At 72.5% G+C, this 20970-nt stretch carries 21 protein-coding genes and 1 tRNA gene; 12 read left to right on the plus strand and 10 right to left on the minus strand.

What is annotated here, in order from left to right; translation table 11 throughout:
* Window positions 1-60: 60 nt before the first annotated feature.
* Together ACHAAC_RS02275 and ACHAAC_RS02280 are read left to right on the plus strand one after the other, a co-directional pair.
* Window positions 61-1041, plus strand: a complete 981-nt coding sequence (locus ACHAAC_RS02275; protein ID WP_435714307.1) for a Gfo/Idh/MocA family protein — start codon at window positions 61-63, stop codon at window positions 1039-1041.
* A gap of 9 nt (window positions 1042-1050) precedes the next feature.
* The gene (locus ACHAAC_RS02280; protein WP_435714308.1) at window positions 1051-2487 is read left to right on the plus strand and encodes an alpha,alpha-trehalose-phosphate synthase (UDP-forming); all 1437 of its coding nucleotides are present in this window, start codon (window positions 1051-1053) and stop codon (window positions 2485-2487) included.
* 6 nt (window positions 2488-2493) lie between these two features.
* On the opposite strand, the gene ACHAAC_RS02285 is transcribed toward ACHAAC_RS02280, so the two are convergent.
* Window positions 2494-3213, minus strand: coding sequence for a GAP family protein (locus tag ACHAAC_RS02285; RefSeq protein ID WP_435714309.1), 720 nt, complete (start codon window positions 3211-3213; stop codon window positions 2494-2496).
* Window positions 3214-3277: 64 nt separating this feature from the next.
* On the opposite strand from ACHAAC_RS02285, the gene ACHAAC_RS02290 reads away from it, so the two are divergent.
* Genes ACHAAC_RS02290 through ACHAAC_RS02305 form a run of 4 tightly spaced genes read left to right on the plus strand, consistent with a single transcriptional unit; the run spans window position 3278 to window position 7265 of the window.
* On the plus strand, window positions 3278-3889 hold the full coding sequence (locus tag ACHAAC_RS02290) for a TetR/AcrR family transcriptional regulator (protein WP_435714310.1): 612 nt from the start codon (window positions 3278-3280) through the stop codon (window positions 3887-3889).
* A gap of 25 nt (window positions 3890-3914) precedes the next feature.
* Window positions 3915-5237 carry an MFS transporter gene (locus tag ACHAAC_RS02295; RefSeq protein WP_435714311.1) on the plus strand — a complete coding sequence of 441 codons (1323 nt, stop codon included), beginning with the start codon at window positions 3915-3917 and terminating at the stop codon, window positions 5235-5237.
* The gene (locus tag ACHAAC_RS02300) at window positions 5234-6652 is read left to right on the plus strand and encodes a pyridoxal phosphate-dependent decarboxylase family protein (protein WP_435714312.1); all 1419 of its coding nucleotides are present in this window, start codon (window positions 5234-5236) and stop codon (window positions 6650-6652) included. The genes ACHAAC_RS02295 and ACHAAC_RS02300 overlap by 4 nt, the downstream gene beginning before the upstream one ends.
* A 31-nt stretch (window positions 6653-6683) precedes the next feature.
* Window positions 6684-7265 carry a GNAT family N-acetyltransferase gene (locus ACHAAC_RS02305; protein ID WP_435714313.1) on the plus strand — a complete coding sequence of 194 codons (582 nt, stop codon included), beginning with the start codon at window positions 6684-6686 and terminating at the stop codon, window positions 7263-7265.
* Window positions 7266-7319: 54 nt separating this feature from the next.
* On the opposite strand, the gene ACHAAC_RS02310 is transcribed toward ACHAAC_RS02305, so the two are convergent.
* From ACHAAC_RS02310 to ACHAAC_RS02330, 5 genes are all read right to left on the minus strand, one after another.
* Entirely contained in the window at window positions 7320-8855 is a 1536-nt protein-coding gene (locus tag ACHAAC_RS02310) for an AbgT family transporter (RefSeq protein ID WP_435714314.1), read from the minus strand.
* Complete coding sequence (locus ACHAAC_RS02315; RefSeq protein WP_435714315.1) at window positions 8852-9862, minus strand: alpha/beta hydrolase family esterase; 1011 nt, start codon at window positions 9860-9862, stop codon at window positions 8852-8854. Before ACHAAC_RS02315 ends, ACHAAC_RS02310 begins: the two co-directional genes overlap by 4 nt.
* A gap of 109 nt (window positions 9863-9971) precedes the next feature.
* Window positions 9972-10733, minus strand: coding sequence for a creatininase family protein (locus ACHAAC_RS02320; RefSeq protein WP_435714316.1), 762 nt, complete (start codon window positions 10731-10733; stop codon window positions 9972-9974).
* On the minus strand, window positions 10730-11419 hold the full coding sequence (locus tag ACHAAC_RS02325; RefSeq protein WP_435714317.1) for a FadR/GntR family transcriptional regulator: 690 nt from the start codon (window positions 11417-11419) through the stop codon (window positions 10730-10732). Before ACHAAC_RS02325 ends, ACHAAC_RS02320 begins: the two co-directional genes overlap by 4 nt.
* A gap of 201 nt (window positions 11420-11620) precedes the next feature.
* Entirely contained in the window at window positions 11621-12829 is a 1209-nt protein-coding gene (locus ACHAAC_RS02330) for an MFS transporter (RefSeq protein ID WP_435714318.1), read from the minus strand.
* Between the two features lie 66 nt (window positions 12830-12895).
* On the opposite strand from ACHAAC_RS02330, the gene ACHAAC_RS02335 reads away from it, so the two are divergent.
* The gene (locus ACHAAC_RS02335) at window positions 12896-13579 is read left to right on the plus strand and encodes a uracil-DNA glycosylase (RefSeq protein WP_435714319.1); all 684 of its coding nucleotides are present in this window, start codon (window positions 12896-12898) and stop codon (window positions 13577-13579) included.
* Between the two features lie 9 nt (window positions 13580-13588).
* Window positions 13589-14833 (plus strand): AI-2E family transporter, encoded by a 1245-nt coding sequence (locus ACHAAC_RS02340; RefSeq protein ID WP_435714320.1) that lies wholly within the window; start codon window positions 13589-13591, stop codon window positions 14831-14833.
* 57 nt (window positions 14834-14890) lie between these two features.
* Here the strand turns inward: ACHAAC_RS02340 and ACHAAC_RS02345 are convergent, their stop codons facing one another.
* Window positions 14891-15184 (minus strand): WhiB family transcriptional regulator, encoded by a 294-nt coding sequence (locus ACHAAC_RS02345; protein WP_435714321.1) that lies wholly within the window; start codon window positions 15182-15184, stop codon window positions 14891-14893.
* 116 nt (window positions 15185-15300) lie between these two features.
* On the opposite strand from ACHAAC_RS02345, the gene ACHAAC_RS02350 reads away from it, so the two are divergent.
* From ACHAAC_RS02350 to ACHAAC_RS02365, 4 genes are all read left to right on the plus strand, one after another.
* Window positions 15301-16200 carry a MerR family transcriptional regulator gene (locus ACHAAC_RS02350; RefSeq protein WP_435714322.1) on the plus strand — a complete coding sequence of 300 codons (900 nt, stop codon included), beginning with the start codon at window positions 15301-15303 and terminating at the stop codon, window positions 16198-16200.
* A 12-nt stretch (window positions 16201-16212) separates the two neighbouring features.
* Window positions 16213-17079: a dihydropteroate synthase gene (folP, locus tag ACHAAC_RS02355; protein WP_435714323.1), complete on the plus strand. Its 867-nt coding sequence runs from the start codon at window positions 16213-16215 to the stop codon at window positions 17077-17079.
* A complete protein-coding gene (locus ACHAAC_RS02360; protein WP_435714324.1) occupies window positions 17072-18013 on the plus strand; it encodes a glucosyl-3-phosphoglycerate synthase in 942 nt (313 codons plus the stop codon). Before folP ends, ACHAAC_RS02360 begins: the two co-directional genes overlap by 8 nt.
* Window positions 18014-18111: 98 nt before the next feature.
* Window positions 18112-18576: a hypothetical protein gene (locus ACHAAC_RS02365; RefSeq protein ID WP_435714325.1), complete on the plus strand. Its 465-nt coding sequence runs from the start codon at window positions 18112-18114 to the stop codon at window positions 18574-18576.
* A gap of 67 nt (window positions 18577-18643) precedes the next feature.
* Here ACHAAC_RS02365 and ACHAAC_RS02370 read toward each other — a convergent pair whose 3' ends face one another.
* The 3 genes from ACHAAC_RS02370 to ACHAAC_RS02380 form a co-directional block, all read right to left on the minus strand.
* Window positions 18644-19504 (minus strand): alpha/beta fold hydrolase, encoded by an 861-nt coding sequence (locus ACHAAC_RS02370; protein ID WP_435714326.1) that lies wholly within the window; start codon window positions 19502-19504, stop codon window positions 18644-18646.
* 141 nt (window positions 19505-19645) lie between these two features.
* Window positions 19646-19718, minus strand: a tRNA-Thr gene (locus ACHAAC_RS02375).
* A 76-nt stretch (window positions 19719-19794) separates the two neighbouring features.
* On the minus strand, window positions 19795-20970 hold the full coding sequence (locus ACHAAC_RS02380; RefSeq protein WP_435714327.1) for an XdhC family protein: 1176 nt from the start codon (window positions 20968-20970) through the stop codon (window positions 19795-19797).

Consider the following 20970-nt stretch of genomic DNA (forward strand, 5'->3'; position numbering starts at 1 on the left):
CAGGGATCCTACGGCACGAACAACACCGCTGTCATTCGATCAGGTGTGAGGATGGCGTACGTGTCCTCCCACCCCACCGTGCGCTGGGGCATCCTCGCCACCGGCCGCATCGCCCACACCTTCGCCCGCGACCTCGCCCTCGTCGAGGACAACACCCTCGTCGCGGCCGGCTCCCGCTCGGCGACCTCGGCCCGCGCCTTCACCGCCGAGCACGGTGGCACCCCACACGACTCCTACGAGGCGCTGGCCGCCGACCCCGACGTCGACGTCGTCTATGTTGCGAGCCCCCACGGCCGGCACCACGACGACGTGCTGATGTGCCTGGAGCACGGCAAGGCGGTGCTGTGCGAGAAGGCCCTGACCCTGGACCTCGCCAGCAGCACCGAGCTGGTTCGCGTGGCGCGCGACCGCAGCCTGTTCCTGGCCGAGGCGATGTGGATGCGGGTCAACCCCAACGTGCGCCGCATCGTCGAGCTCGCCGGGAACGGCACGCTCGGGACGGTCGCCCAGCTGCGCGCGGAGCTGGGCTTCGTGGCCGGCCCCGAGGTCACCCGCCTCTGGGATCCCGCGCTGGGGGCGAGTGCGCTGCTCGACCTCGGCATCTACCCCCTGACCTTCGCGCACGCCGTCCTGGGCGAGCCGGATCGGATCAGCGCGGCCGGCACGTGGCACGACGACGGCTTCGACACCGGCGGAGGCGCCACCCTGGTCTACCCCGGCGGCGCCGTGGCGAGCATCGCCTGGACCCAGCTGGCGTGGACCGACAACCTCGCCTCCGTCTCCGGGGACGAAGGACGCATCGAGGTCCCCTCCCGCTTCCATCACCCCACCGAGTTCACCGTCATCAACGGCGACACCCGACGCGTCGTCGCAGAGCCGGTCGTCGGCCGCGGCTACGCCCACGAGGTGATGGAGGTGGCCCGGTGCCTGCGCGAGGGGCGGACCGAGTCCACGCTGCTGCCCCTGGAGGGCACCCTGTCGGTGATGGCGCAGATGGACGAGATCCGGCGACAGATCGCCGCGGGAGGGCCGTCGGCATAGGGTGAGGCCATGCCGGTCGGTCTCGCAGAATTCGTCGTGATCGCCAACCGCCTGCCCGTCGACCGGGTCGCGACCGCGGACGGCGGCACCACGTGGCGCACCTCTCCCGGCGGACTGGTGACGGCCCTCGAGCCGGTGATGCGCCGCAACGGCGGCGCCTGGATCGGCTGGCACGGTGCGGCCGACGAGCGGCTGCGGCCCTTCGAGCACAACGGGCTCAAGCTCGTCCCGGTGCACCTGACGTCGCAGGAGGTCCGCGAGTACTACGAGGGCTTCTCCAACGCGACCCTCTGGCCGCTCTACCACGACGTCGTGGCTCCCCCTGAGTTCCACCGCGAGTGGTGGGACTCCTACGTGGAGGTCAACCAGCGCTTCGCCGAGCGTGCCGCCAAGGTGGCCCGCAAGGGTGCCGTGGTGTGGATCCAGGACTACCAGCTGCAGCTCGTGCCCCAGATGCTGCGCGAGCTGCGCCCGGACCTGCGCATCGGCTTCTTCCTGCACATCCCGTTCCCGCCCGCCGAGCTGTTCCAGCAGCTGCCCTGGCGCCGCCAGATCCTCCAGGGGCTGCTCGGTGCCGACCTCGTCGGCTTCCAGCTGCCCGGGGCGGCGCAGAACTTCGTCCGCCTCGTGCGCCAGCGCGTCGGCCACAAGACGCACCGCGACACGGTCTACCTGCCGGACAACCGGACCGTCACGGCGCGCGCCTACCCCATCTCCATCGACACCCAGGGCTTCGAGACCCTCGCCCGGTCCCCTGAGGTCACGGCCCGGGCCGCGGAGATCCGCGAGAGCCTCGGCAACCCCGAGCACGTCCTGCTCGGCATCGACCGGCTCGACTACACCAAGGGCCTGCGGCAGCGTCTGCGTGCCTTCGGCGAGCTCATCACCGAGGGCTCGTTCGACGCCGACGACGCCGTGTTCGTGCAGGTGGCCACGCCCTCGCGCGAGCGGGTGGACCAGTACCGGATCCTGCGCGACGACATCGACCGGCTCGTGGGTCGCATCAACGGCGACGTCGGACGGATCGGCCAGCAGCCGGTCACCTACCTGCACGCCTCCTACCCGCGCGAGGAGATGGCTGCGCTGTACCGGGCGGCCGACGTCATGGTCGTCACGCCGCTGCGCGACGGCATGAACCTGGTGGCCAAGGAGTACGTCGCGTGCCGCTACGACGACGACGGCGCGCTCGTGCTGAGCGAGTTCGCAGGGGCCGCCGCCGAGCTGAGGCAGGCCTACCGGGTCAACCCCTACGACATCAACGGCATGAAGGCGGCCCTGCAGGACGCGATGCGGGCGACTCCCAAGGAGAACAGCCGACGGATGAAGGCCATGCGCAAGCAGGTCATCGAGCACGACATCGATGCGTGGGCCACCGGTTTCCTCGACGACCTCGGTGCCATGACCGGGACGCACGACAAGAAGATGCGACCGTCCCGCTCCCGCTGACCCGCGTCACCCCTGCAGCGAGCCGACCGCGTTGAGCGCGAGCAGCACGCCCACGATGCCCACGACCCAGGCGACGGCACTCCCGGCCTTCTGGGTCATCCAGCCGCTGAGGCGCTCCAGCAGCGGCTCCACCAGTCGCCGGGCCGCGAGCCGGAGACCGAGGGCCACGAGGGCCGGCAGGACCATCACCAGGACGTAGGCCCCGAGCAGGCCCACCTGGAGGGCCACCGGCTGGCCGGAGGTGCTCAGGATCCCCACCGCCGCCAGGTAGGGCAGCATCGTGGCGACCTCCAGGACCGTGGCGGTCAGGGCGATCACCACCACGGTGCGCACGGAGGCGTCAGACGCTGTCAGCCGGGACTGCCAGCGCAGGGCCCGCGGGCTCGGGCCGCGCTCCCCGGCCGGCCGCTTGCGGCCGATGCCGTCGTAGGCCGGGTCCATGACGTAGCTCAGCAGGACCAGCCCGACCCCCAGCACGAGCTGGACGACCCGGGCGGCCCGGCTCTCCGCGACGTCGGACGCGGCGGCGATGACGACGTCGAGGCCGGCGAGCAGCGCGAGGCCCACCAGGAAGTAGAAGAAGGCCACCACCACGAGGTAGAGCAGCAGCCGGGCGGCACGGACGCGGGGGGCGAGCATCATCCACAGCGGGATCAGCAGCGTCCCGAAGCTCGTGCTGTCCACGAGAGCGAGCACCACGAGGCCGCCCAGGCTCCAGGTCTCCACGCCCACCCCTTTTTCACACGACTGTGTCGTGACGATTCCAGCACAGCCGTGCTGCAATGTCCACGTGCCCCGGATCGTCGACCACGACGCGCGCCGCCGCGAGCTCGCGGCGGCGCTGTGGCGCGTGCTCCGCACGCACGGCGTGGACGACACCTCCGTCCGCACCGTGGCGGCCGAGGCGGGCTGGTCCGCCGGGGCGCTGCGGCACTACTTCTCCACGCAGGACGAGCTGTTCGGGTTCGCCCTGCAGCTCATGATCGAGCAGACCTCGGCCCGCGTGCGCGCCCACGTGGCCGACGACCGCACGGACCCCTTCGCGCGAGGTGTCCGGCTCGTCGAGGAGCTGCTCCCCCTGGACGAGACCCGCCGCGGCGAGTGCCTGGTGTGGGTGGCGTTCGCCGACCGGTCCCGCCTCGACCCCGACCTCGGGCACGTCCGCCAGGCCGGCTGGGACGGCACGCGCCACGTGGCTCGCATCGTCGCGGCTGACCTCGCCGGAGCGCCCCGCCCCCACGGTCTCGCCGACGTCCTGGACGACCCGGTCCTGGAGTCCCGCGCCCGGCGACTCCACGTCCTCATCGACGGGTGGGCCGTCCAGGCCATCAGCTATCCCGGCATCGTCACGCCGGAGGTGCTGCACGACGAGGTCGTCGCGGAGCTGGCGTCGTGGACCTGAGCCACGACTGCCCTAGCCTCACCGCATGAGCAGCGAGCTGACGCCGTCGGTGCGTCGCGGCTATGCGCTCGGGAGCGTCGCCACCGGGACGTTCGGCACGGTCCCCGGCCTGCTCCTGCTGCCGTACCTCACCGACTCCCTCGGCGTGGCCGCCGCGGTGGCCGGCATCATCGTCGTGGTCCCGAAGCTGTGGGACGTCGTGCTCGACCCCGTGGCGGGACGCATGTCCGACCGTTCCACCCATCCGGCCGGACGGCGTCGGCCCTTCATGCTGCGCGGCGGACTTCTCCTGGCGCTGTTCTTCGCCCTGATGTTCGCCGGCCCCGTCTCCCCCGTGGCCGGGGCAGCGTGGGTGGTGGTGACGTTCATGCTGTGCGCGGCGGCGTACGGGTTCTTCCAGGTGCCCTACGTGGCGATGCCGGCGGAGATGACCGACGGGTACACCGAGCGCACGCGGCTGCTCACGTGGCGCGTCGTGGTGCTGGCGCTGGCGATCCTGCTGTCGGGCGCCACGGCTCCGATGGTCGTCAACGCCTTCGGTGGCGAGCCGAGCCCCGAGGGCTACCGCCTCATGGGGGTGTACGTCGCCGTGATCATCGCCGCGGGCGTCGTGGGCGCCTGGTGGGGCACGCGCGACGCCCCGCGCAGCGACGACGTCGTCCCGGCCGGCGGCTCCCTGCGCGAGCAGGTGCGCCTCGTGGCGGCCGAGCCCGACTTCCGGGCACTGCTGCTCACCTTCGTCGTGCAGGCGCTCGGCATCGGGGCGATGCTCGCGGGCGTCGCCTACGTGGCCAACCAGCTCTTCGACTCCGCGAGCGCGGCGACCTTCCTGTTCGCGGCGTTCGTCGGGCCGGCCCTGCTGGTGACACCGCTGTGGGAGCGGGCCTTCGTCCGTCGCGGCAAGAAGGCCGGGTACGTCGCCGCGTCGCTGTGCATGGCGGTCGGGGCGCTGGCCCTGCTCGCCTCGCGGGAGGCGCTCGGCGTCGTCGTCTACCCCGCCGCAGCCCTGGTGGGCATCGGGTACGCGGGGGCGCAGGTCTTCCCGATGGCGATGCTGCCCGACGCGGCCGCCCGCGACGCCGAGCGGACGGGTGAGAACCGGATCGGCGTCTACACCGGCGTGTGGACGGCCGGCGAGACGCTGGGCCTGGCGCTCGGACCCGGCCTGTTCGCCGTCATCCTGGCCGTCGGTGGCTACGTGTCCTCCGGCCCCGGCGCCGATGCCGTGCAGCCCGGTTCGGCGCTCACCGCCATCGCGGTCGGCTTCTCCGTCGTGCCGGCCGTGCTCATCGCGGCCAGCCTGCTGATCCTGAGGCACTACCGACTCGACGAGGAGCTCGCCCCGTGACACCTGCGGAGATCATCGACCGGCTCGCCGCCCTGCGCGAGGCGGACCTGCCCACGCACGGCGGTCGCACCCTGGCCTACGTCTACGACTCCGGCGTCGCCGAGGCCGACGAGCTCGGCCGGCACGCGCTCGCGATGTACGGCGGGACCAACGGCCTGGACCCGACGGCGTTCCCGAGCCTGCTGGCGATGGAGAACGACCTCGTGGCCTTCGCCCGGGGCGTCCTGCACGGCGGGCCAGACGTCGTCGGCTCCGCGACGTCCGGAGGCACCGAGTCGATCATCCTGGCGGTCAAGGCGGCCCGCGACGCGATGCCGGAGGTCTCCGACCCGGTGATGATCGTCCCGACGACGATCCACGCCGCGTTCGACAAGGCGGCGCACTACCTGCGCGTCGCCACGGTCAAGGTCGACGTGGACCCCGTGACGTTCCGCGCCGACCCCGCGGCGATGGCCGCCGCCATGGACGACCACCGCGAGCGGGTGGTCCTGGTGGCCGCGTCCGCCCCGTCCTACGCGCACGGCGTCGTGGACCCGATCGAGCAGCTCGCCGCAGCCACCTCGTCGCGTGGCCTGCGCCTGCACGTGGACGCGTGCATCGGCGGTTGGGTCCTGCCCTGGGTCGAGGACGCACCGGCGTGGGACTTCCGAGTGCCGGGCGTCACGAGCATCTCGGCGGACCTGCACAAGTACGCCTACACGCCCAAGGGCGTCTCGCTGCTGCTGCACGCGCACCCGGACGGCCGCCGGACGCAGTTCTTCGCCAGCGCCGACTGGCCCGGCTACACGATGCTCAACTCCACCGTGCAGAGCACGAAGTCCGGCGGTCCCCTCGCCGCGGCGTGGGCCGTCGTGCAGTACTTCGGCGTGGAGGGCTACGCACGCCTGGTCCGCACCACGATGGGCGGCACCCGGGCGCTCGTCGACGGCGTCGAGGGGCTCGAGCACCTGCACGTCGTCGTCCCGCCGGACTCCTCGCTCGTGGCCGTGGGCACGGACGGGGCCTGTGACGTGTTCACCCTCGGCGACCTGATGCTGGAGCGTGGCTGGTTCGTGCAGCCGCAGATGGGCTTCCGCGGCGGCCCGGCAACGCTGCACCTCTCGGTGTCGGCCGCGACCGCGGCGTCGGTCCCCGCCCTGCTCGACGCGCTGCGCGAGAGCGTCATCGAGGCCGTGGCGGCCGGCCCGATCGTCGTCGACGCGAACCTGAGGGCCGCGGCCGAGAGCATCGACCCGGCCGCGCTCGACGACGCGACCTTCGACGGCCTGCTCCAGGTCGCCGGGCTGGCCGGGGAGGGCGGAGTCGTGGCGGTGCCCGAGCGGATGGCCCCGGTGAACGCCCTGCTGGACGTCGCCCCACCGGCGCTGCGCGAGGCGCTGCTCGTCGCCTTCCTCGACCGGCTCACCCGGCCCTGAACCGGTGTCGACGACCCGGCACGATGGGCCCATGACCACCTGGGGTGACGCCGTCGAGCTCGCCGGGCGCCACGTCCGGCTCGAGCCGCTGCACCCGGGCCACGCCGGTGGCCTGCTTGCGGCCGCGGACGACGATGCCGTCTTCGAGCACCTGCGGCCCGCCCGGCCCACCACGATGGAGCAGGCCGAGGCCCTCGTCGCCCGCTACCTCGCGATGCCGGTCTCGGCCTGGGCCCAGCGCGACGTCGCGAGCGGGGACGTGGCCGGGATGACGACGTTCTACGACGTCGACGAGGAGCTGCGGACCGTCGCCATCGGCCACACGTGGCTCGGCCGCCGCTTCTGGCGCACGTCCGTGAACACCGAGGCCAAGCTGCTGCTGCTCACCCACGCCTTCGAGACGCTCGGCTGCGTCCGCGTCGTGTGGCACACCGACATCCGCAACGAGCGCTCGCAGGCGGCCATCGCGCGCCTCGGCGCCCAGCGGGAGGGCGTGCTGCGCAAGCACAAGGTGCGTCGGGACGGGAGTTGGCGCGACACGGTGCAGTTCTCGATGCTCGACGACGAGTGGCCGGCGGTCCGCGCGGCCCTGCAGGCCCGCCTCGCCGCCTGAGGACACCACGACGGCCGTGCCCGTGGGCACGGCCGTCGTCGGCGGGTCGGGCGGTCAGCGCACGGGGGCGCCCGGGCCGAGCGGGATGCCCAGGCCCCACCACAGGAAGAACAGCAGCGTCCACATGATCGTCATCGGGATCGCCAGCGGCAGCGTGTACGACACGAGGGTGCCGATGCCGGCGTCCTTGCGGTACCGCTGCAGGAACCCCAGCGCCATGACGAAGTACGGGCTCATCGGCGTGATGGAGGTCGAGCCCGAGTCGGCGATGCGGAACAGTGCCTGCGTCGTCTCTGCCGGCACGGCCAGGATCATCAACATCGGCACCAGCACCGGGGCTGCGATGGACCACATCGCCGAGCCACTGGTCACCATGACGTTCACGACGCTCAGCAGGAGCAGCACCATCAGGAAGATGACCCAGACCGGCACGTTGTTCTGCTCCAGCAGGGCCGCGGACTCCACGGCGATGACGTCGCCCATGCGGGTCCAGTCGAAGTAGGCCAGGAACTGCGCGATCGCGAAGAACAGCACGATGACCGGCGCCATCTGCTTGATGCCCTGGGCCATCAGCGGTGGGACGTCGCCGGGCTTGGTGATCGCCCCCGTGCGTCGTCCGTAGACGATGCCGACCAGACCGAACAGGAGGGCGACCACCATGGCGATGCCGTCCAGGAACGGCGACTCCGCCAGGGCGCCACCGTCGCCACGCAGCGGGGAGCCCGCCGGGACCACGATGACGGCCAGCACGAAGAACGCCGCGAACATGGCGGCCATGGCCAGGCGCAGACCCGACCGCTCACGGTCGGAGAGCACCAGGGTGTCGTCGCCGTGATCGGCATCCTCGTCGGCCTCGATGTCGGGTCGCTTGGATAGCAGCAGCGTGGTCACCAGGGTGATGACGATCGCGAGCAGGAGCGACGAGGCGATGTTGAAGTACCAGTTGCTCAGGGGTGAGACGTAGGCGTCCGGGTCCACGATCTGCGCGGCGGCGGTCGTGATGCCGGCGAAGATCGCGTCGTTGGGTGTCGGGATCGGGCTGGCGTCGTAGCCCGACGCGATCGACGTGTAGGCCACCACGATGCCGAGGATCGGGGACTTGCCGACCGCTCGGAACGCGAGCCCACCCAGCGGCACCAGGATGATGTAGGCCGCCGCAGAGGCGACGTGCGACGCGGTGCCCATGAAGGCGACGGCGAAGACGACCCATCCTGCGGGCACCCGGGAGACACCGACCTTCATCGCGGCCTGCAGGAAACCGGTCCGCTCGGCCACGGCGACGCCCATGATGACGACGATGATCGTCGCCATCGGTGGGAAGGTCGCGAAGTTGTCGATCGCGGTGGACAGCGCCATCGCGAGGCCCTCGCCGCTGAACAGGTTCTGCACGGCGACGGTCTCCCCGTCGCTGGGCGAGATGACCGTGACGCCGGCCGTGGCCATGATCGCGCTGGCCACCCCGAGGATGGCCGCGAGGATCCAGAACAGCCAGAACGGGTGGGGCAGCTTGTTGCCGACACGCTCGATGACGCCCAACGCCCGGATGATCCGGGGCAGCTCGTCCTGCTTGGCAGTGGTCGATGCACTCATCGGGGATCCTCCTGGACGTCCGGCCCACCGGCGGTGAGCTCGTGCTGGCGGAAGAACGACCAGAGCTGCTGGTGCGTCCTGATCGTGCTGGTGACGTGGCCGCCACCGGAGTACGTCACGGCGCCGGGCCACACGTGGCCGCCGTCGGCGACGGCGAGGTGGCGCAGCTCCGACCCGTCGTCGCAGCCGGTCCAGCGCACCGTCGTGACGTCGCGTCCGATCCGCCCGGTCCGCCCGGGGGTGCGGCAGCCGTCACGCTCGGCGCGCTCGGTCAGCCAGTCACGGACGGCGGGGAGGTCACGGTCCGCGTCACCGTCGTAGGGGATGGTCGCGTCACCCTCGCCGTGCACGAGGGCGAGCGGCACGGGCGGGGCGTCGGCACATCCGTCCTGCGTCCCCGGGTACAGCGCCGCCGCCACGAGGCCCACGGCAGCGAAGCGGTCCGGGAGCCGGCACGACAGGAGTGCGGCGAGACCGGCGCCGTTGGACTTGCCGGTGGCGTAGGTCCGGGTCTCATCGACGCACGTCGTCGACTGCAGGTGGTCGAGCAGGTCCTCGGTGAACGCGACGTCGTCGACGCCGTCCACCTCGTAGGGGGCACCCTGCCAGGCCTTGCGGAAGCGCTCGCCGTCCTCGGCATCGGCCACCCCGTCGGGGTAGGCCACGACGGCCGGGAGGGAGGAGAGGTCGGAGTAACCCTCGACCTCCGCCCCGGTGCTGCCACGGCCGTGGAAGGCGACCACCAGCGGCCAGTCGGCTCGCTGGTCGTAGCCCTTCGGCAGGCGCAGGATGAAGGAGCGCTCACGGTCGCCGCTGTCGATGGTGTGCTTCTGGCTGCTGGCGGGCTCCTGGTCGGTGGGCAGCGTGCAGCGCGACGGTCGATCCTGGGGCGCAGGCCCCGAGGACGCCGCCGCCGCTCCGGGGAGCACGGCTGCGACGAGCGTCACGACCAGCAGTGCTGACCGGGCGGACCTGGCGTGGCCGCGAGGTCGGTGGGTGGGGTGCATCGTGATCGTCCTCCGGACGGGTCGAGGGTGTGCGGGATCGCCCGAGGACGTGGGACGTCCCCGGCAGGGTCGGGCGGGCGGAGCCACTGAGTGGCAGTGGCGGGAGCGGCTAGGTGGTGGACCACTCCGCGAGGAAGGTGACGATGCGCTGCGTGACCAGGTCGATGATCGCGCGGCCGTCGTCCACGGTGGCGCGGCGAGGATCGCCGAGGACACCGTTCTTGCTCAGTCGGTCGTAGGGGAGCGCCAGCGTGGGTGGCCCGTGGGTGCGGGCGAGGTGGGAGAGCGGGTCGAGCTCGTCGAGCGTCGTGGTGCCCGGCTCGAGCAGGTCGCGTCGCACCGAGTCGGGCGCGACGTGCAGCATCTGGGCGGTCTCCGCCTCACCGCTGTGGCCGTGCACCTCGCTCACGTCCATCGCTCCGACGTGGTCTGCGGCGAGCGCGGTGACCGGCGTCCACGCGAGCTCGAGGTCCGGCAGGTCGCGGAGCACGTCCTGGGCGAGCACGCCGAGCGCAGCGTTGTTGCCGCCGTGCCCGGTGACGATGAGGACCCGGCGCCAGCCGTGGCCGGCGAGCGCCTGCAGGTACTCGTGCAGCACCGCGACGAACGTGGCGGGACGCAGGCTGAGGGTGCCGGCGAAGGCGAGGTGGTGCGGCGAGACCCCGACGGGGACCGACGGCCCGACGACCACGCCGTCCCCGAGCTGGTCGGCCACCCGCTCGACCACGGCCTCGGCCCTGACGATGTCGGTGGCCAGGGGCAGCCCGGGGCCGTGCTGCTCGAAGGCCCCGACGGGCAGCAGCACGGTGGTCCCGCGGCGGACGGCGTCGGCGGCCTCGTGGGTGGTCATGTCGGCCAGGCGGTTGCTCATGCGAGGCCTCCTTCCGTGGCGCGGGCCAGCACGGTGGCGCGGATGGACTCCAGGTGCTCCCGGGTCAGGTGCTCGGCGGCGGACGCATCGCGGTCCCGGATGGCCTCGACGATCTGCAGGTGCTCGGTGTGGTCACGGTCGCGGTCGTCGTAGCGGTGCCGGATCTCGACCTGGTCGCGGACCCGGACGCGCAGCAACGCCTCGACCGCCTCCCGGACCAACCGGTTCCGGCCGGCGGCAGCCACGGCGACGTGGAAGTGCACCGCGGGACGCTCATCACCGCGCTGGGGCTCCAGGGCGTTGGCCGTGGCCGCGTCCAACAGCTGCAGGTCGGCGTCGGTGCGCTGGGTGGCCGCGGAGGCGGCGATGCCCGGTTCGAGCACGAGCCTGGCCTCCACGAGCTCGAGGACCGAGTCGTGATCCACCGGGCCCGCATAGGGATTGGACATGAGCCGACGACCGATGCCGTCGCCCACGTAGGTCCCCGACCCGTGGCGGAAGCGGATGAGGTCGTTGGCCTCCAGCCGGCGCAGCGCCTCGCGCAGCGTCGGCGTGGTGACGTCGAAGCGTCGGGCCAGGTCACGGGAGGACAGCAGCGCGTCGCCGGGGGCGAGGCCCTCGTCGCGGATCAGCTCGACGATGCTCTCGGCGAGGCGCTCTGACAGGGAGAGTGTGGTCGTGGTCACGAAAGTGACTAAATCACTTACTCAGTAGATGTGTCAAGGGTCACGCTCCCCGTCCTTCCACCCGCTCGGGCGGTGAGTGGCTCGCGGAATCACGGGCGTATCCACGAGTGAGCCACCGCCGTCGCCCTGGAAGGACGAGCAGATCACCGCTCACTCAGGAAGGACGAGCAGATCACCGCTCACTCAGGAAGGACGAGCAGGTCACCGCCCGACGCGGGAACGCCATGCGAAGACGAGCGAGAGCAGGGCGGCGCCCGCAGTGGCCGTGACCGTGACGGCGAAGGCAGGCGTGTGACCGTCCGTGCCCGCGGCGTCGGCCAGCCGGCCGGCCAAGGACGAGCCGATGGCGTAGCCGATCCCCGTCGCGCCGGCCAGGAGCGTCATCGCGAGGCCGACGCGATCGGGCGCCACGACCTGCCCCGCCATCGCGAAGTTGCTGATCATGTAGGGAGCGACGGCGAACCCCAGGAACGCGATCACCACGACGAGCTGGGCCACCGAGTCCACCAGGAGGAGCGGAGCGGAGAGGACGAGCAGGCCGACGGCCGAGACGAGCATCCGCCGGGGGTAGCCGATGCGCTCGGGCAGCGCGGCCACGGCGAGCCCGGCGATGGCGCTGCCGATTCCCAGCGTCGCGTGGATGAGACCCGCGAGCCCGGGCTGGCCCTCGGCCGTCGCGAGCACCGCGGACCCGGTCTGCGTGGCCCCGAACAGCACACCGATGAACATCTGTGCAACCACCAGGGCCACGAGCACGACGCTCAGCACCCGCGTGGTCGAGCGGGACTCGTCGGCGTCCGGCACGGTGAGCGCTGCGGTCGGGTGCACCGCGAACCACGAGCCGAAGGCACCCAGCACGACGGCGGCGACCAGCAGGGCGCCGCCGGGGTCGATGATGACGGCCACGGCCCCGACCATCGCCGGCCCGAGCACGAAGGACACCTCGTCCGCCGCGCCCTCGTAGGAGAAGGCCGCGTCGACGAGGCGCCGCTGGTCACTCGAGCGACGGGTGATGGGTTGCCACCGGACACGGGCCAGAGGGCCGATCTGCGGGGTGGCCAGGCCGGCGAGGGCGGCCGTGGCGATGATCGCCGAGGCCGGCGCGTCGGCGTTGGTGACCAGGACGATGGCAACCAGGCCGGCGGCGCCAGCCAGCGACTGTGCCAGCACGACGGGCCGTTGCCCGATGCGGTCGGCGAGCGAGCCGAAGAACGGGGCGCCGAGCGCGTTCGCCACCGCGAGCGCGCCGGCAGCCGCGCCGCCCAGGGCGTATCGCCCGGTGGCCTGGCTGACGAGCAGCAGGGTGCCCATCTGGCTCATGGCAAGCGGAACTCGCCCGAGGAAGGCTACGACGACGTAGGCGGGCCCGACCGTCCGCAGCAGCGTGCGGTACGCGGTGATGGCTGACACTGCGCCGGTCAGTCTACGGACGCCGACGCGCGTCCCGCCGTCGCCTCGTCCTCCTAGGGTGGGGCCATGGCAGCCCCCCGACCCCTGGACGAGCTCATGGCCGCGGACTGGGCCGAGGCCCTCGCCCCCGTGGCCGACGACGTCGCGCGCATGGGTGACCTCCTGCGCGCCGAGGTCGCCGCCGGACACCCCTACCTCCCGGCCGGGGACGCCGTGCTGCGAGCGTTCGCCGAGCCGATGGCCGACGTCCGGGTCCTCGTGGTGGGCCAGGACCCCTACCCGACGCCCGGTCACCCCATGGGCCTGTCGTTCTCCGTCCAGCCCGACGTTCGCCCGTTGCCGCGGAGCCTGGTCAACATCTACCGCGAGCTGCACGACGACCTCGGGATCGAGCCGGCACCCCACGGAGACCTCTCGGCGTGGGCCGGCCAGGGCGTCCTCCTGCTGAACCGCGCCCTCACCGTCCGCGCCGGGGAGTCCGGCAGCCACCGCGGCCGGGGCTGGGAGGCCGTCACCGAGCGGGCCATCGTGGCTCTCGTGGAACGCCGCACCCCGCTCGTCGCGATCCTGTGGGGACGGCACGCCCAGGAGCTGGCCCCTCTCCTGGGTGACACCCCGCTCGTGCGCAGCGTGCACCCCAGTCCGCTCTCGGCCTCGAAGGGGTTCTTCGGCTCGCGACCGTTCAGCCGCGCGAACGAGCTCCTGCGCGCCCAGGGCGCCGAGCCGCCGGACTGGCGTCTGACCACCTAGGGTTGGGACGTGAGCGACACTCCCCGTCCCCCCTCGGCCGACGCGCCCCTGCCCGAGGACGACCGCACGACAGACCACGGCGACGCGACGCGGAGCCCGGCCCGGAGCCCCCGCGCCGATCGCGGCTACCGCGACCGCGGCGACGTCCTGAACGACTGGGCCGGCTCGATGCAGACGTGGGGCCTGCGGATCGTGGTCGTCGCGGCCGCGCTGTACGTGCTCGGCTGGGTGGCCGGAACGTTCTGGATGGTGCTGTTCCCGATCTCGCTGGCGCTCGTCGTGGCCACCGTGCTGCAGCCTGCAGCGTCCGCGCTGCGCACGCGCCGGGTCCCGGCCGCACTGTCGGCGGCGCTGGTCATGCTCATCTTCCTCGGCCTCATCTCCGGGATCGTCGCCGTGCTCGCGCCCCAGGTGGCCGGCCAGGCCCCGCAGATCGCCGAGCAGGCCTCCGACGGCCTGCAACGCGTGCGCACCTGGCTCGTCGACGGACCGTTCGGCGTGACCGAGGGCCAGATCACCGCAGCCATCGGCGCGGTGCAGGACCGGCTCCAGGAGAGCGCGACGGCCATCAGCTCCGGCGTCTTCTCCGGGCTCAGCGCCGCCACCAACGCCATCATCAACCTCGTCCTGGTCCTGATGCTGACGTTCTTCTTCATGAAGGACGGTCACCGCTTCCTGCCGTGGGTGCACACCCTCGGCGGTCGACGCGTCGGCGACCACCTCGTGCAGGTGCTGTCGCGCTCCTGGCGGACGCTCGGCGGGTTCATCCGGACGCAGACCCTGGTGTCCTTCATCGATGCCGTCATCATCGGCGTCGGTCTGTGGATCCTGGGCGTCCCCCTCGCCGTCCCGCTCGCCGTCATCACGTTCTTCGGTGGCTACATCCCGATCATCGGTGCGCTGGTCAGCGGCTTCCTGGCGGTGCTCGTGACGCTCGTGACGGTCGACTTCCGCGCGGCCGTCATCGCCGCCATCATCGTCCTGGCGGTGCAGCAGCTGGAGGGCAACGTCCTCTCGCCGTGGCTGCAGGGCAAGAGCATGAACCTGCACGCGGGGGTCGTGCTGATGTCGGTGACCGCCGGCGGAACCCTCTTCGGCATCACCGGCGCGTTCCTCGCAGTGCCCGTGGCGGCTGTCGTCACCGAGGTGCTGCGCTACGGCAACGAGCAGATCGATCGTGGAGTGGATCCGGCCGCGCCGAGGGAGGACTCACACTCAGCCGAGCTGCTCCACGACGCAGGCGCAGAAGACTGACCGATCCGGCCGGCCGCACGCTGCACGCGGTGTTGCTGCCGGGACCGGTCGAGGCCGTCAGCTGGCCAACGACTCGCTCTCTGCCGCGATGATGGCAGCACGCTCGTGCTCGGTGAGGCCACCCCAGACGCCGTAGGGCTCCTTGGCGGAGAGTGCGTGCTCACGGCAGCGGTCCAGCACCGGGCAGGAGCCGCAGATGGTCTTGGCCTGCTCCTCGCGGTCACGTCGACGCGATCCGCGCTCGGCGTCCGGGGAGAAGAAGCGGGCGGACTCCAGGCCTTGGCAGGCGGCGTCGTACTGCCACTCGTAGACCTCTTGCAGTGGAAGTGGAAGGTTCTTGAGATTCGCCATGACAACGTCCCCTGACGGTGGAAGTTCTGCTCACCTTTTGCTCAAGTGATGTCTGAGAACCTATCCCGAACTTGTTCAGGGATGCAAGCGCCTGAACAAGAACATAGAATGGATGTATGTCGACGACGCCGCTGTGGGAGACCGACCAGCTGTGGTCCGTCGGTGAGGTGGCCCGCCGGTTGGAGCTGCCCGCCTCCACGGTGCGCACGTGGGAGCGGCGCTACGGCATCGGGCCCACCGCCCGCAGCTCCGGGGGGCACCGACGCTACGTCGCCGAGGACGCCGTCCGCCTGCAGCACATGTCCTCGCTCGTCTCGCAAGGCGTGTCCGCCGCGGAGGCGGCCCGCATCGTCCACCGCGCCGAGGCTGCCGGCACCACCACCCACGACTCACTCGACGAGCCCAGCGAGTTCACCAACGCCGTCGTCGTCGCTGCCCGCGCCTACGACAGCATGGCGCTGAACCAGCTCGTCTCCCAGTGCCTGCAGGACGAGGACGTCGCGACGGCCTGGACCACCAAGCTGGCACCGACGCTTCGCCGCGTCGGTGAGGAGTGGAGCACCGGCGGGCTCGGCGTCGGTGGCGAGCACCTCGTCAGCGACAGCATCGTCGCTGCGCTGCGCTCCTACACGCACGTGCGCACGACGGGGCCCACCGCCCACCGCCCGATCCTGCTGGCCAGCGCCGAGGACGACCAGCACGCCCTGCCGCTGCTGGCCCTGCAGGCGGCGCTCGCGGACGAGGGCGTCTTCTGCCACGTGCTCGGCGCACGGACCCCGGCCTCCAGCGTCGCGGGCATCACCTTGCGCATCGACCCGGCTGCCGTCTTCCTCTGGGCCTCGCTGCCCCGCGTGGAGGGCGACACCCTCTCACGCGTCGTCACGGCGGCGGCCGAACGTTCCGTGGTCCTGCTCGGTGGACCCGGGTGGGGCGCGGTCGACACCGGCGACGCACGCCTGTGCCAGTCCATCACCGGTGCGCTCGAGGCCGTGCGCGACGCGCTCGACCAGTCCTGAGACGCTGTTCCCGTGCCAGACCTGACGTTTCGCGGCCGACGTGTGCGCCGGGACCGGGCCCTCGTCATGGCGATCATCAACCGCACCCCGGACTCCTTCTACGACCGCGGCGCGACCTTCGACCCGGCTGACGCCCTGCAGGCCGTGGGGAGAGCACTGGACGCCGGTGCCGACGTGATCGACGTCGGCGGCGTCAAGGCCGGTCCCGGCGACCCCGTGGATGCCGCGACCGAGCGCGAACGCACCGTGCCCTTCGTGGCGCTGGTCCGCGACCGGTTCCCCGAGGCCGTCATCAGCATCGACACCTGGCGGGCCGAGGTGGCCGAGGCCGCGGCGGACGCCGGTGCCGACGTCGTCAACGACACGTGGGCCGGGCACGACCCGGGCGTCGTGGAGGTGGCCGCGGCGTTCGGCACCGGGTTCGTGTGCTCCCACACCGGAGGCGCCGCCCCCCGCACCCGGCCGCACCGCGTGGCCTACGAGGACGTGGTCGCCGACGTCGTCCGCACCACGACCGCCGCCGCCGACCGGGCCGAACGGCTCGGCGTGCCGGCGGCCGGACTGTTGATCGACCCGACGCACGACTTCGGCAAGAACACCCATCACGGCCTGAGCCTGCTGCGCCGGGTCGATGAGCTGGTGGCCACGGGCCGGCCCGTGCTCATGGCCCTCTCGCGCAAGGACTTCGTGGGCGAGACGCTCGACCTGCCGCCCGAGGAGCGGCTCGAGGGCACCCTCGCGGCCACCACCGTGGCGGCCCTCGCCGGCTGCGCCCTGTTTCGCACCCACGACGTCACCGCGACGGTGCGGGTGCTGGAGATGACGGCCTCGATCACCGGCGACCGCTCCCCGGCCCGGGCGGTGCGCGGCCTTGCCTGACGTCGACCACCGCGTGCGCGACTGGTTCACCACCCACACCCATCACGGGCCGCCGGGGACGACGCAGGAGCTGGTCCGGATGGCTGCCGGTCGTCGGGTGAGCGTGGTGCTCCCGGCCCGCGACGAGGCGCCCACCGTCGGCGCCATCATCCGGGCGGTCGACACCGAGCTGCGTCGCACCGGCCTGGTGCACGAGATCCTCGTGGTCGACTCCCGCTCGCGCGACGAGACGGCGGCCGTCGCACGGGAGGCCGGGGCCACGGTGGTGCCGGTGGACGACGCCGCGGACGGCGGCGACACCGGCAAGGGCGGCGCGCTGCGCACCGGCATCGCCCACATGAGCGGCGACGTCGGCGTCTTCCTGGACGCGGACGTCAGGGACTTCGGCACCGACTTCGTCCGCGGCCTGCTGACACCACTGCTGCGGGACCCGGGCCTGGTCATGGTCAAGGCCTTCTACGACCGCCCCTGGAACGTCGGCCCGGAGACACCGAGCGGCGCTACCGGCGGTGGCCGGGTCACCGAGCTGGTGGCCCGCCCACTGATCGCCCGCCGCGCGCCGGAGCTGGCCGGCTTCGTGCAGCCGCTGTCGGGCGAGTGCGCCTTCGTCCGCGACGCCGTGGCGGCCCAGCCCGTCGCCTCCGGCTACGGGGTGGACGTCGCGATGCTCCTGCAGACCGTCCGCGCCCACGGCCTCGACGCCGTCGCCCAGGCCGACCTCGGCCGCCGCCTGCACCGGCACCAGGACCTGCACGCGCTCGGCCGGATGGCCCTGCAGGTGGCAGCGGCCTTCGACCTCGTGCTCGACGACCGCGAGGTGGTGGAGACGGTGCGCACGATGCTCGGTCGCGACGAGGCGGGCACGACGGCGCTGCGCACCGAGACCGTCACCACACGCCTGCTGCCGCCGCCCGCGGGAGCCACGACGCACTGAGGCGCTGCACGGTGTGACGCACGGCCTGTCCCCGAGCGGCTGAGCGCGGTATCGTCGTCGGCTGACCACGAGCAGCGTGCCCACCAGCAGGAGAGACCATGCGATCCACCATCGCCAAGCGCGTCGGCGCCGGAGCCGTCGTGGCGATGCTCGCCGCCGGCACCCTCTCGGTGGTGACCGCCGACCGCGGTGACGACGACGTCGCGGCCGAGGCCGCCGAGGGTGCGCCCGACCTGCCGTCCAGCCCGTTGCCGACCCCCTCGGTCTCGGCCTCCCCCGACACCCGGGACGACGACGCCGATACCGATGCCGACGAGCCCCCCGCGGACGGCACCGACGACCCCGCACCGGCGGCGACCTCCACGCCGCCCCGCTCCTCGACCTCCCCCGAGCCCGATGTCAGCCGCGCTCCGGCCACGACCTCGCCGACGCCACGCCGCACGACCTCGAGCACGTCGACGCCGTCCAGCCCGAAGCCGGCCCCCAAGCCCAGCCCGTCCCCCACCCCAGAGCGGGAGCGCGGCCCGTTGGGCGACCTGCTGGGCACCCTGCTCGGGAACTGACTCCGGCACGAGAAGCGGCTCACCGACGCACGGAGCCCGGGCGGCCTCGGCGGCGGAGAGCCCGCCCTCACGCGAGGAACTCCGCGATCCGCGGAACCTGCCCGAGAAGGGCGTGCCCGGCGTCGGGCAGGACGTCCACGCGCACGTCCGGCAGCAGCGCCGTCAGCCGTCGCTGCGTCTGCACCGGGTCGAAGACCCGTTCCCGGGCACCCACGACGGCGAGCACCGGCATCGTCAGTCGTCGAAGGGCGTCGTCCCCGAGCACCGGGTACCGCTCCGTCCGGGGGCGGAAGTGCTGGAACACCAGGTCGATCTCCTCGAGCACGCCAGGATGCTCACGGCCGTCGAGCCCGGTGACGATCTCTGCCGAGCGACGACGGCCCCTGGCGCCGAGGAAGCTCAGGAAGAACGCCGGAGCAACCTTCCAGATCGTCTGTCGCCCGATCCCGGCGGGACTCAGCAGGGCGAGGCGCTGCACCCGATCAGGGTGCCGGCTCGCGAGGTCGGCGGCGGTCCAGCCGCCCAGTGACAGTCCGGCGACGGCCGCGGAGCCGACTCCCAGCCCATCGAGCGTCTGCACGAGCCAGTCCGCGGTGTCCGGTGTCGCGAGATCGATCCGGACGGGGGAGCTGAAGCCGGGCTCACCGAGCAGGTCGACCATGACCACGCGGTGCTCGGCCGCGAGCTCGGCGATCCCGTCCCGCCAGACGGAGCTGTTCGCGCCGGTTCCGTGCAGCAGCACGACCGCCGGGGCCTCGTCGTCGCCACAGGTGAGGGCGAACGTCGAGCCGTGGGTCGTGTCCAGCGTGTGGCGCCGCACCGGGACCGGCCAGGCGGCCAGATGCTGCTCGTAGCGCTCCAGGACGGCGGCGGCCCCGTCCTCGCTCGTCCAGATTCCTGCGTCGCCCCGCCCGCTGCTCTGAGTCATCGACTGCCCCCGTGGTCGTCATCGGTTCGCCGAGCTCACCGAACGAGCCGGGGGGCGCCGGGACACGCGCGAGCCGCGACGCCCAGAGCGGACAGCCGCGACGAGCCAGCGTTCCCGGCAGGTCGACGGCCTCACGCTCAGAGCCTCCGACAGGAGTCGAACCCGCGACATCCTCATTACAAGTGAGGCGCTCTACCAACTGAGCTACGGAGGCCTGCGGCGATGCCGCCCGGCCATCGTAGTGGAGAACGCGGCGCGAGCCGGGCCGCGGCCGCCTCGGATCGTTGGGCTCAGGCCGATGCGGCGTCGGCGTCGAGCACGTCGTCCGCCGTGTCGTCGAGGCCGTGGATCGGGCCGCGCAGCTCACCGAGCCGTCGACCGCTCCCGCCACGACGGTCGGCCACGAGCTCGGCGACGATGCTGAGCGCCGTCTCCTCGGGCGTGCGTCCCCCGAGGTCCAGGCCGAGGGGGGACCGCAGCTGGGCGAGCTGGAGGTCGGTGATCCCTGCAGCCCGCAACCGGGCGAGCCGGTCGTCGTGCGTGCGTCGTGACCCCATGACGCCGACGTACCCGACCCGTGGCAGGCGGAGCGCCCGCTCGAGCGCCGGGACGTCGAACCGGCCGTCGTGCGTGAGCACGCAGATCGCGGTCCGCGAGTCGATCCGGCCGGCGGCCTCCTCCTGCTCGATGAAGCGGTGCGGCCAGTCGACGACGACCCGGTGGGCCTGGGGGAACCGCTCCGCGGTGGCGAAGACGGCTCGCGGGTCGCAGATCGTCACGTCGTAGCCGAGGAACCGACCCGCCCCTGCCAGCGCACCCGCGAAGTCGATCGCCCCGAAGACCAGCAGGCGGGGAGGCGGGGACCAGACCTGCACGAAGGCCCGCACGCCCTCACCCAGCGGCGAGCCGTCGGGACCGCAGCGGACCTGGCCGTCCGTACCGACCGAGAGCATCGCCTCCGCCCGGTCAGCGAGGCTGCGCACGAGCCGACGCGAGACGGTCGGCGACGGGGCACCCGGCGTCATCTCGCCGGGACGAATCGTCAGCCGGGTCCCGATGGCGGCGGGGTCCGGATGCTCCAGCACCGTCACCACCGCCACGTGGTCGCCGGCGGCGACCTGGGCGCCGAGCCGATCGAGCCCGTCGGCGGCCGTCAGACGCTGGGTGAACACCTCGATCCGGCCACCGCACGTCAGACCGATCTCGAACGCGTCGTCGGACGCGACGCCGAAGGTGAGCACGGTCGGCTCGCCGGACGTGAGGCACTCCTGCGCCTGCGCGAAGACCGCGGCCTCCACGCATCCGCTGGAGACCGACCCGGCGACCCGCCCATCCGTCGAGACCACCATCGACGCTCCCGGCGTCCGCGGGGCGGACCCCGAGACCGCCGTGACCGTGGCCAGCGCCACCGGTGCCTCGGCGCTCCACGAGGCGGTGGAGGCCAGCACGTCGTCTGCGACGGCCAC

Origin of the sequence: Aeromicrobium sp. CF4.19, from assembly GCF_051262555.1 — a bacterium.
Taxonomy (GTDB): Bacteria; Actinomycetota; Actinomycetes; order Propionibacteriales; family Nocardioidaceae; genus Aeromicrobium.

Bases quoted from the DNA above. Each gene is read 5' to 3' on its own strand.
- ACHAAC_RS02280 (WP_435714308.1), top strand. From the start codon at position 1,051: ATGCCGGTCGGTCTCGCAGAATTCGTCGTGATCGCCAACCGCCTGCCC.
- ACHAAC_RS02295 (WP_435714311.1), top strand. From the start codon at position 3,915: ATGAGCAGCGAGCTGACGCCGTCGGTGCGTCGCGGCTATGCGCTCGGG.
- ACHAAC_RS02305 (WP_435714313.1), top strand. From the start codon at position 6,684: ATGACCACCTGGGGTGACGCCGTCGAGCTCGCCGGGCGCCACGTCCGG.
- ACHAAC_RS02310 (WP_435714314.1), bottom strand. From the start codon at position 8,855: ATGAGTGCATCGACCACTGCCAAGCAGGACGAGCTGCCCCGGATCATC.
- ACHAAC_RS02315 (WP_435714315.1), bottom strand. From the start codon at position 9,862: ATGCACCCCACCCACCGACCTCGCGGCCACGCCAGGTCCGCCCGGTCA.
- ACHAAC_RS02320 (WP_435714316.1), bottom strand. From the start codon at position 10,733: ATGAGCAACCGCCTGGCCGACATGACCACCCACGAGGCCGCCGACGCC.
- ACHAAC_RS02335 (WP_435714319.1), top strand. From the start codon at position 12,896: ATGGCAGCCCCCCGACCCCTGGACGAGCTCATGGCCGCGGACTGGGCC.
- ACHAAC_RS02345 (WP_435714321.1), bottom strand. From the start codon at position 15,184: ATGGCGAATCTCAAGAACCTTCCACTTCCACTGCAAGAGGTCTACGAG.
- ACHAAC_RS02350 (WP_435714322.1), top strand. From the start codon at position 15,301: ATGTCGACGACGCCGCTGTGGGAGACCGACCAGCTGTGGTCCGTCGGT.
- ACHAAC_RS02365 (WP_435714325.1), top strand. From the start codon at position 18,112: ATGCGATCCACCATCGCCAAGCGCGTCGGCGCCGGAGCCGTCGTGGCG.
- ACHAAC_RS02370 (WP_435714326.1), bottom strand. From the start codon at position 19,504: ATGACTCAGAGCAGCGGGCGGGGCGACGCAGGAATCTGGACGAGCGAG.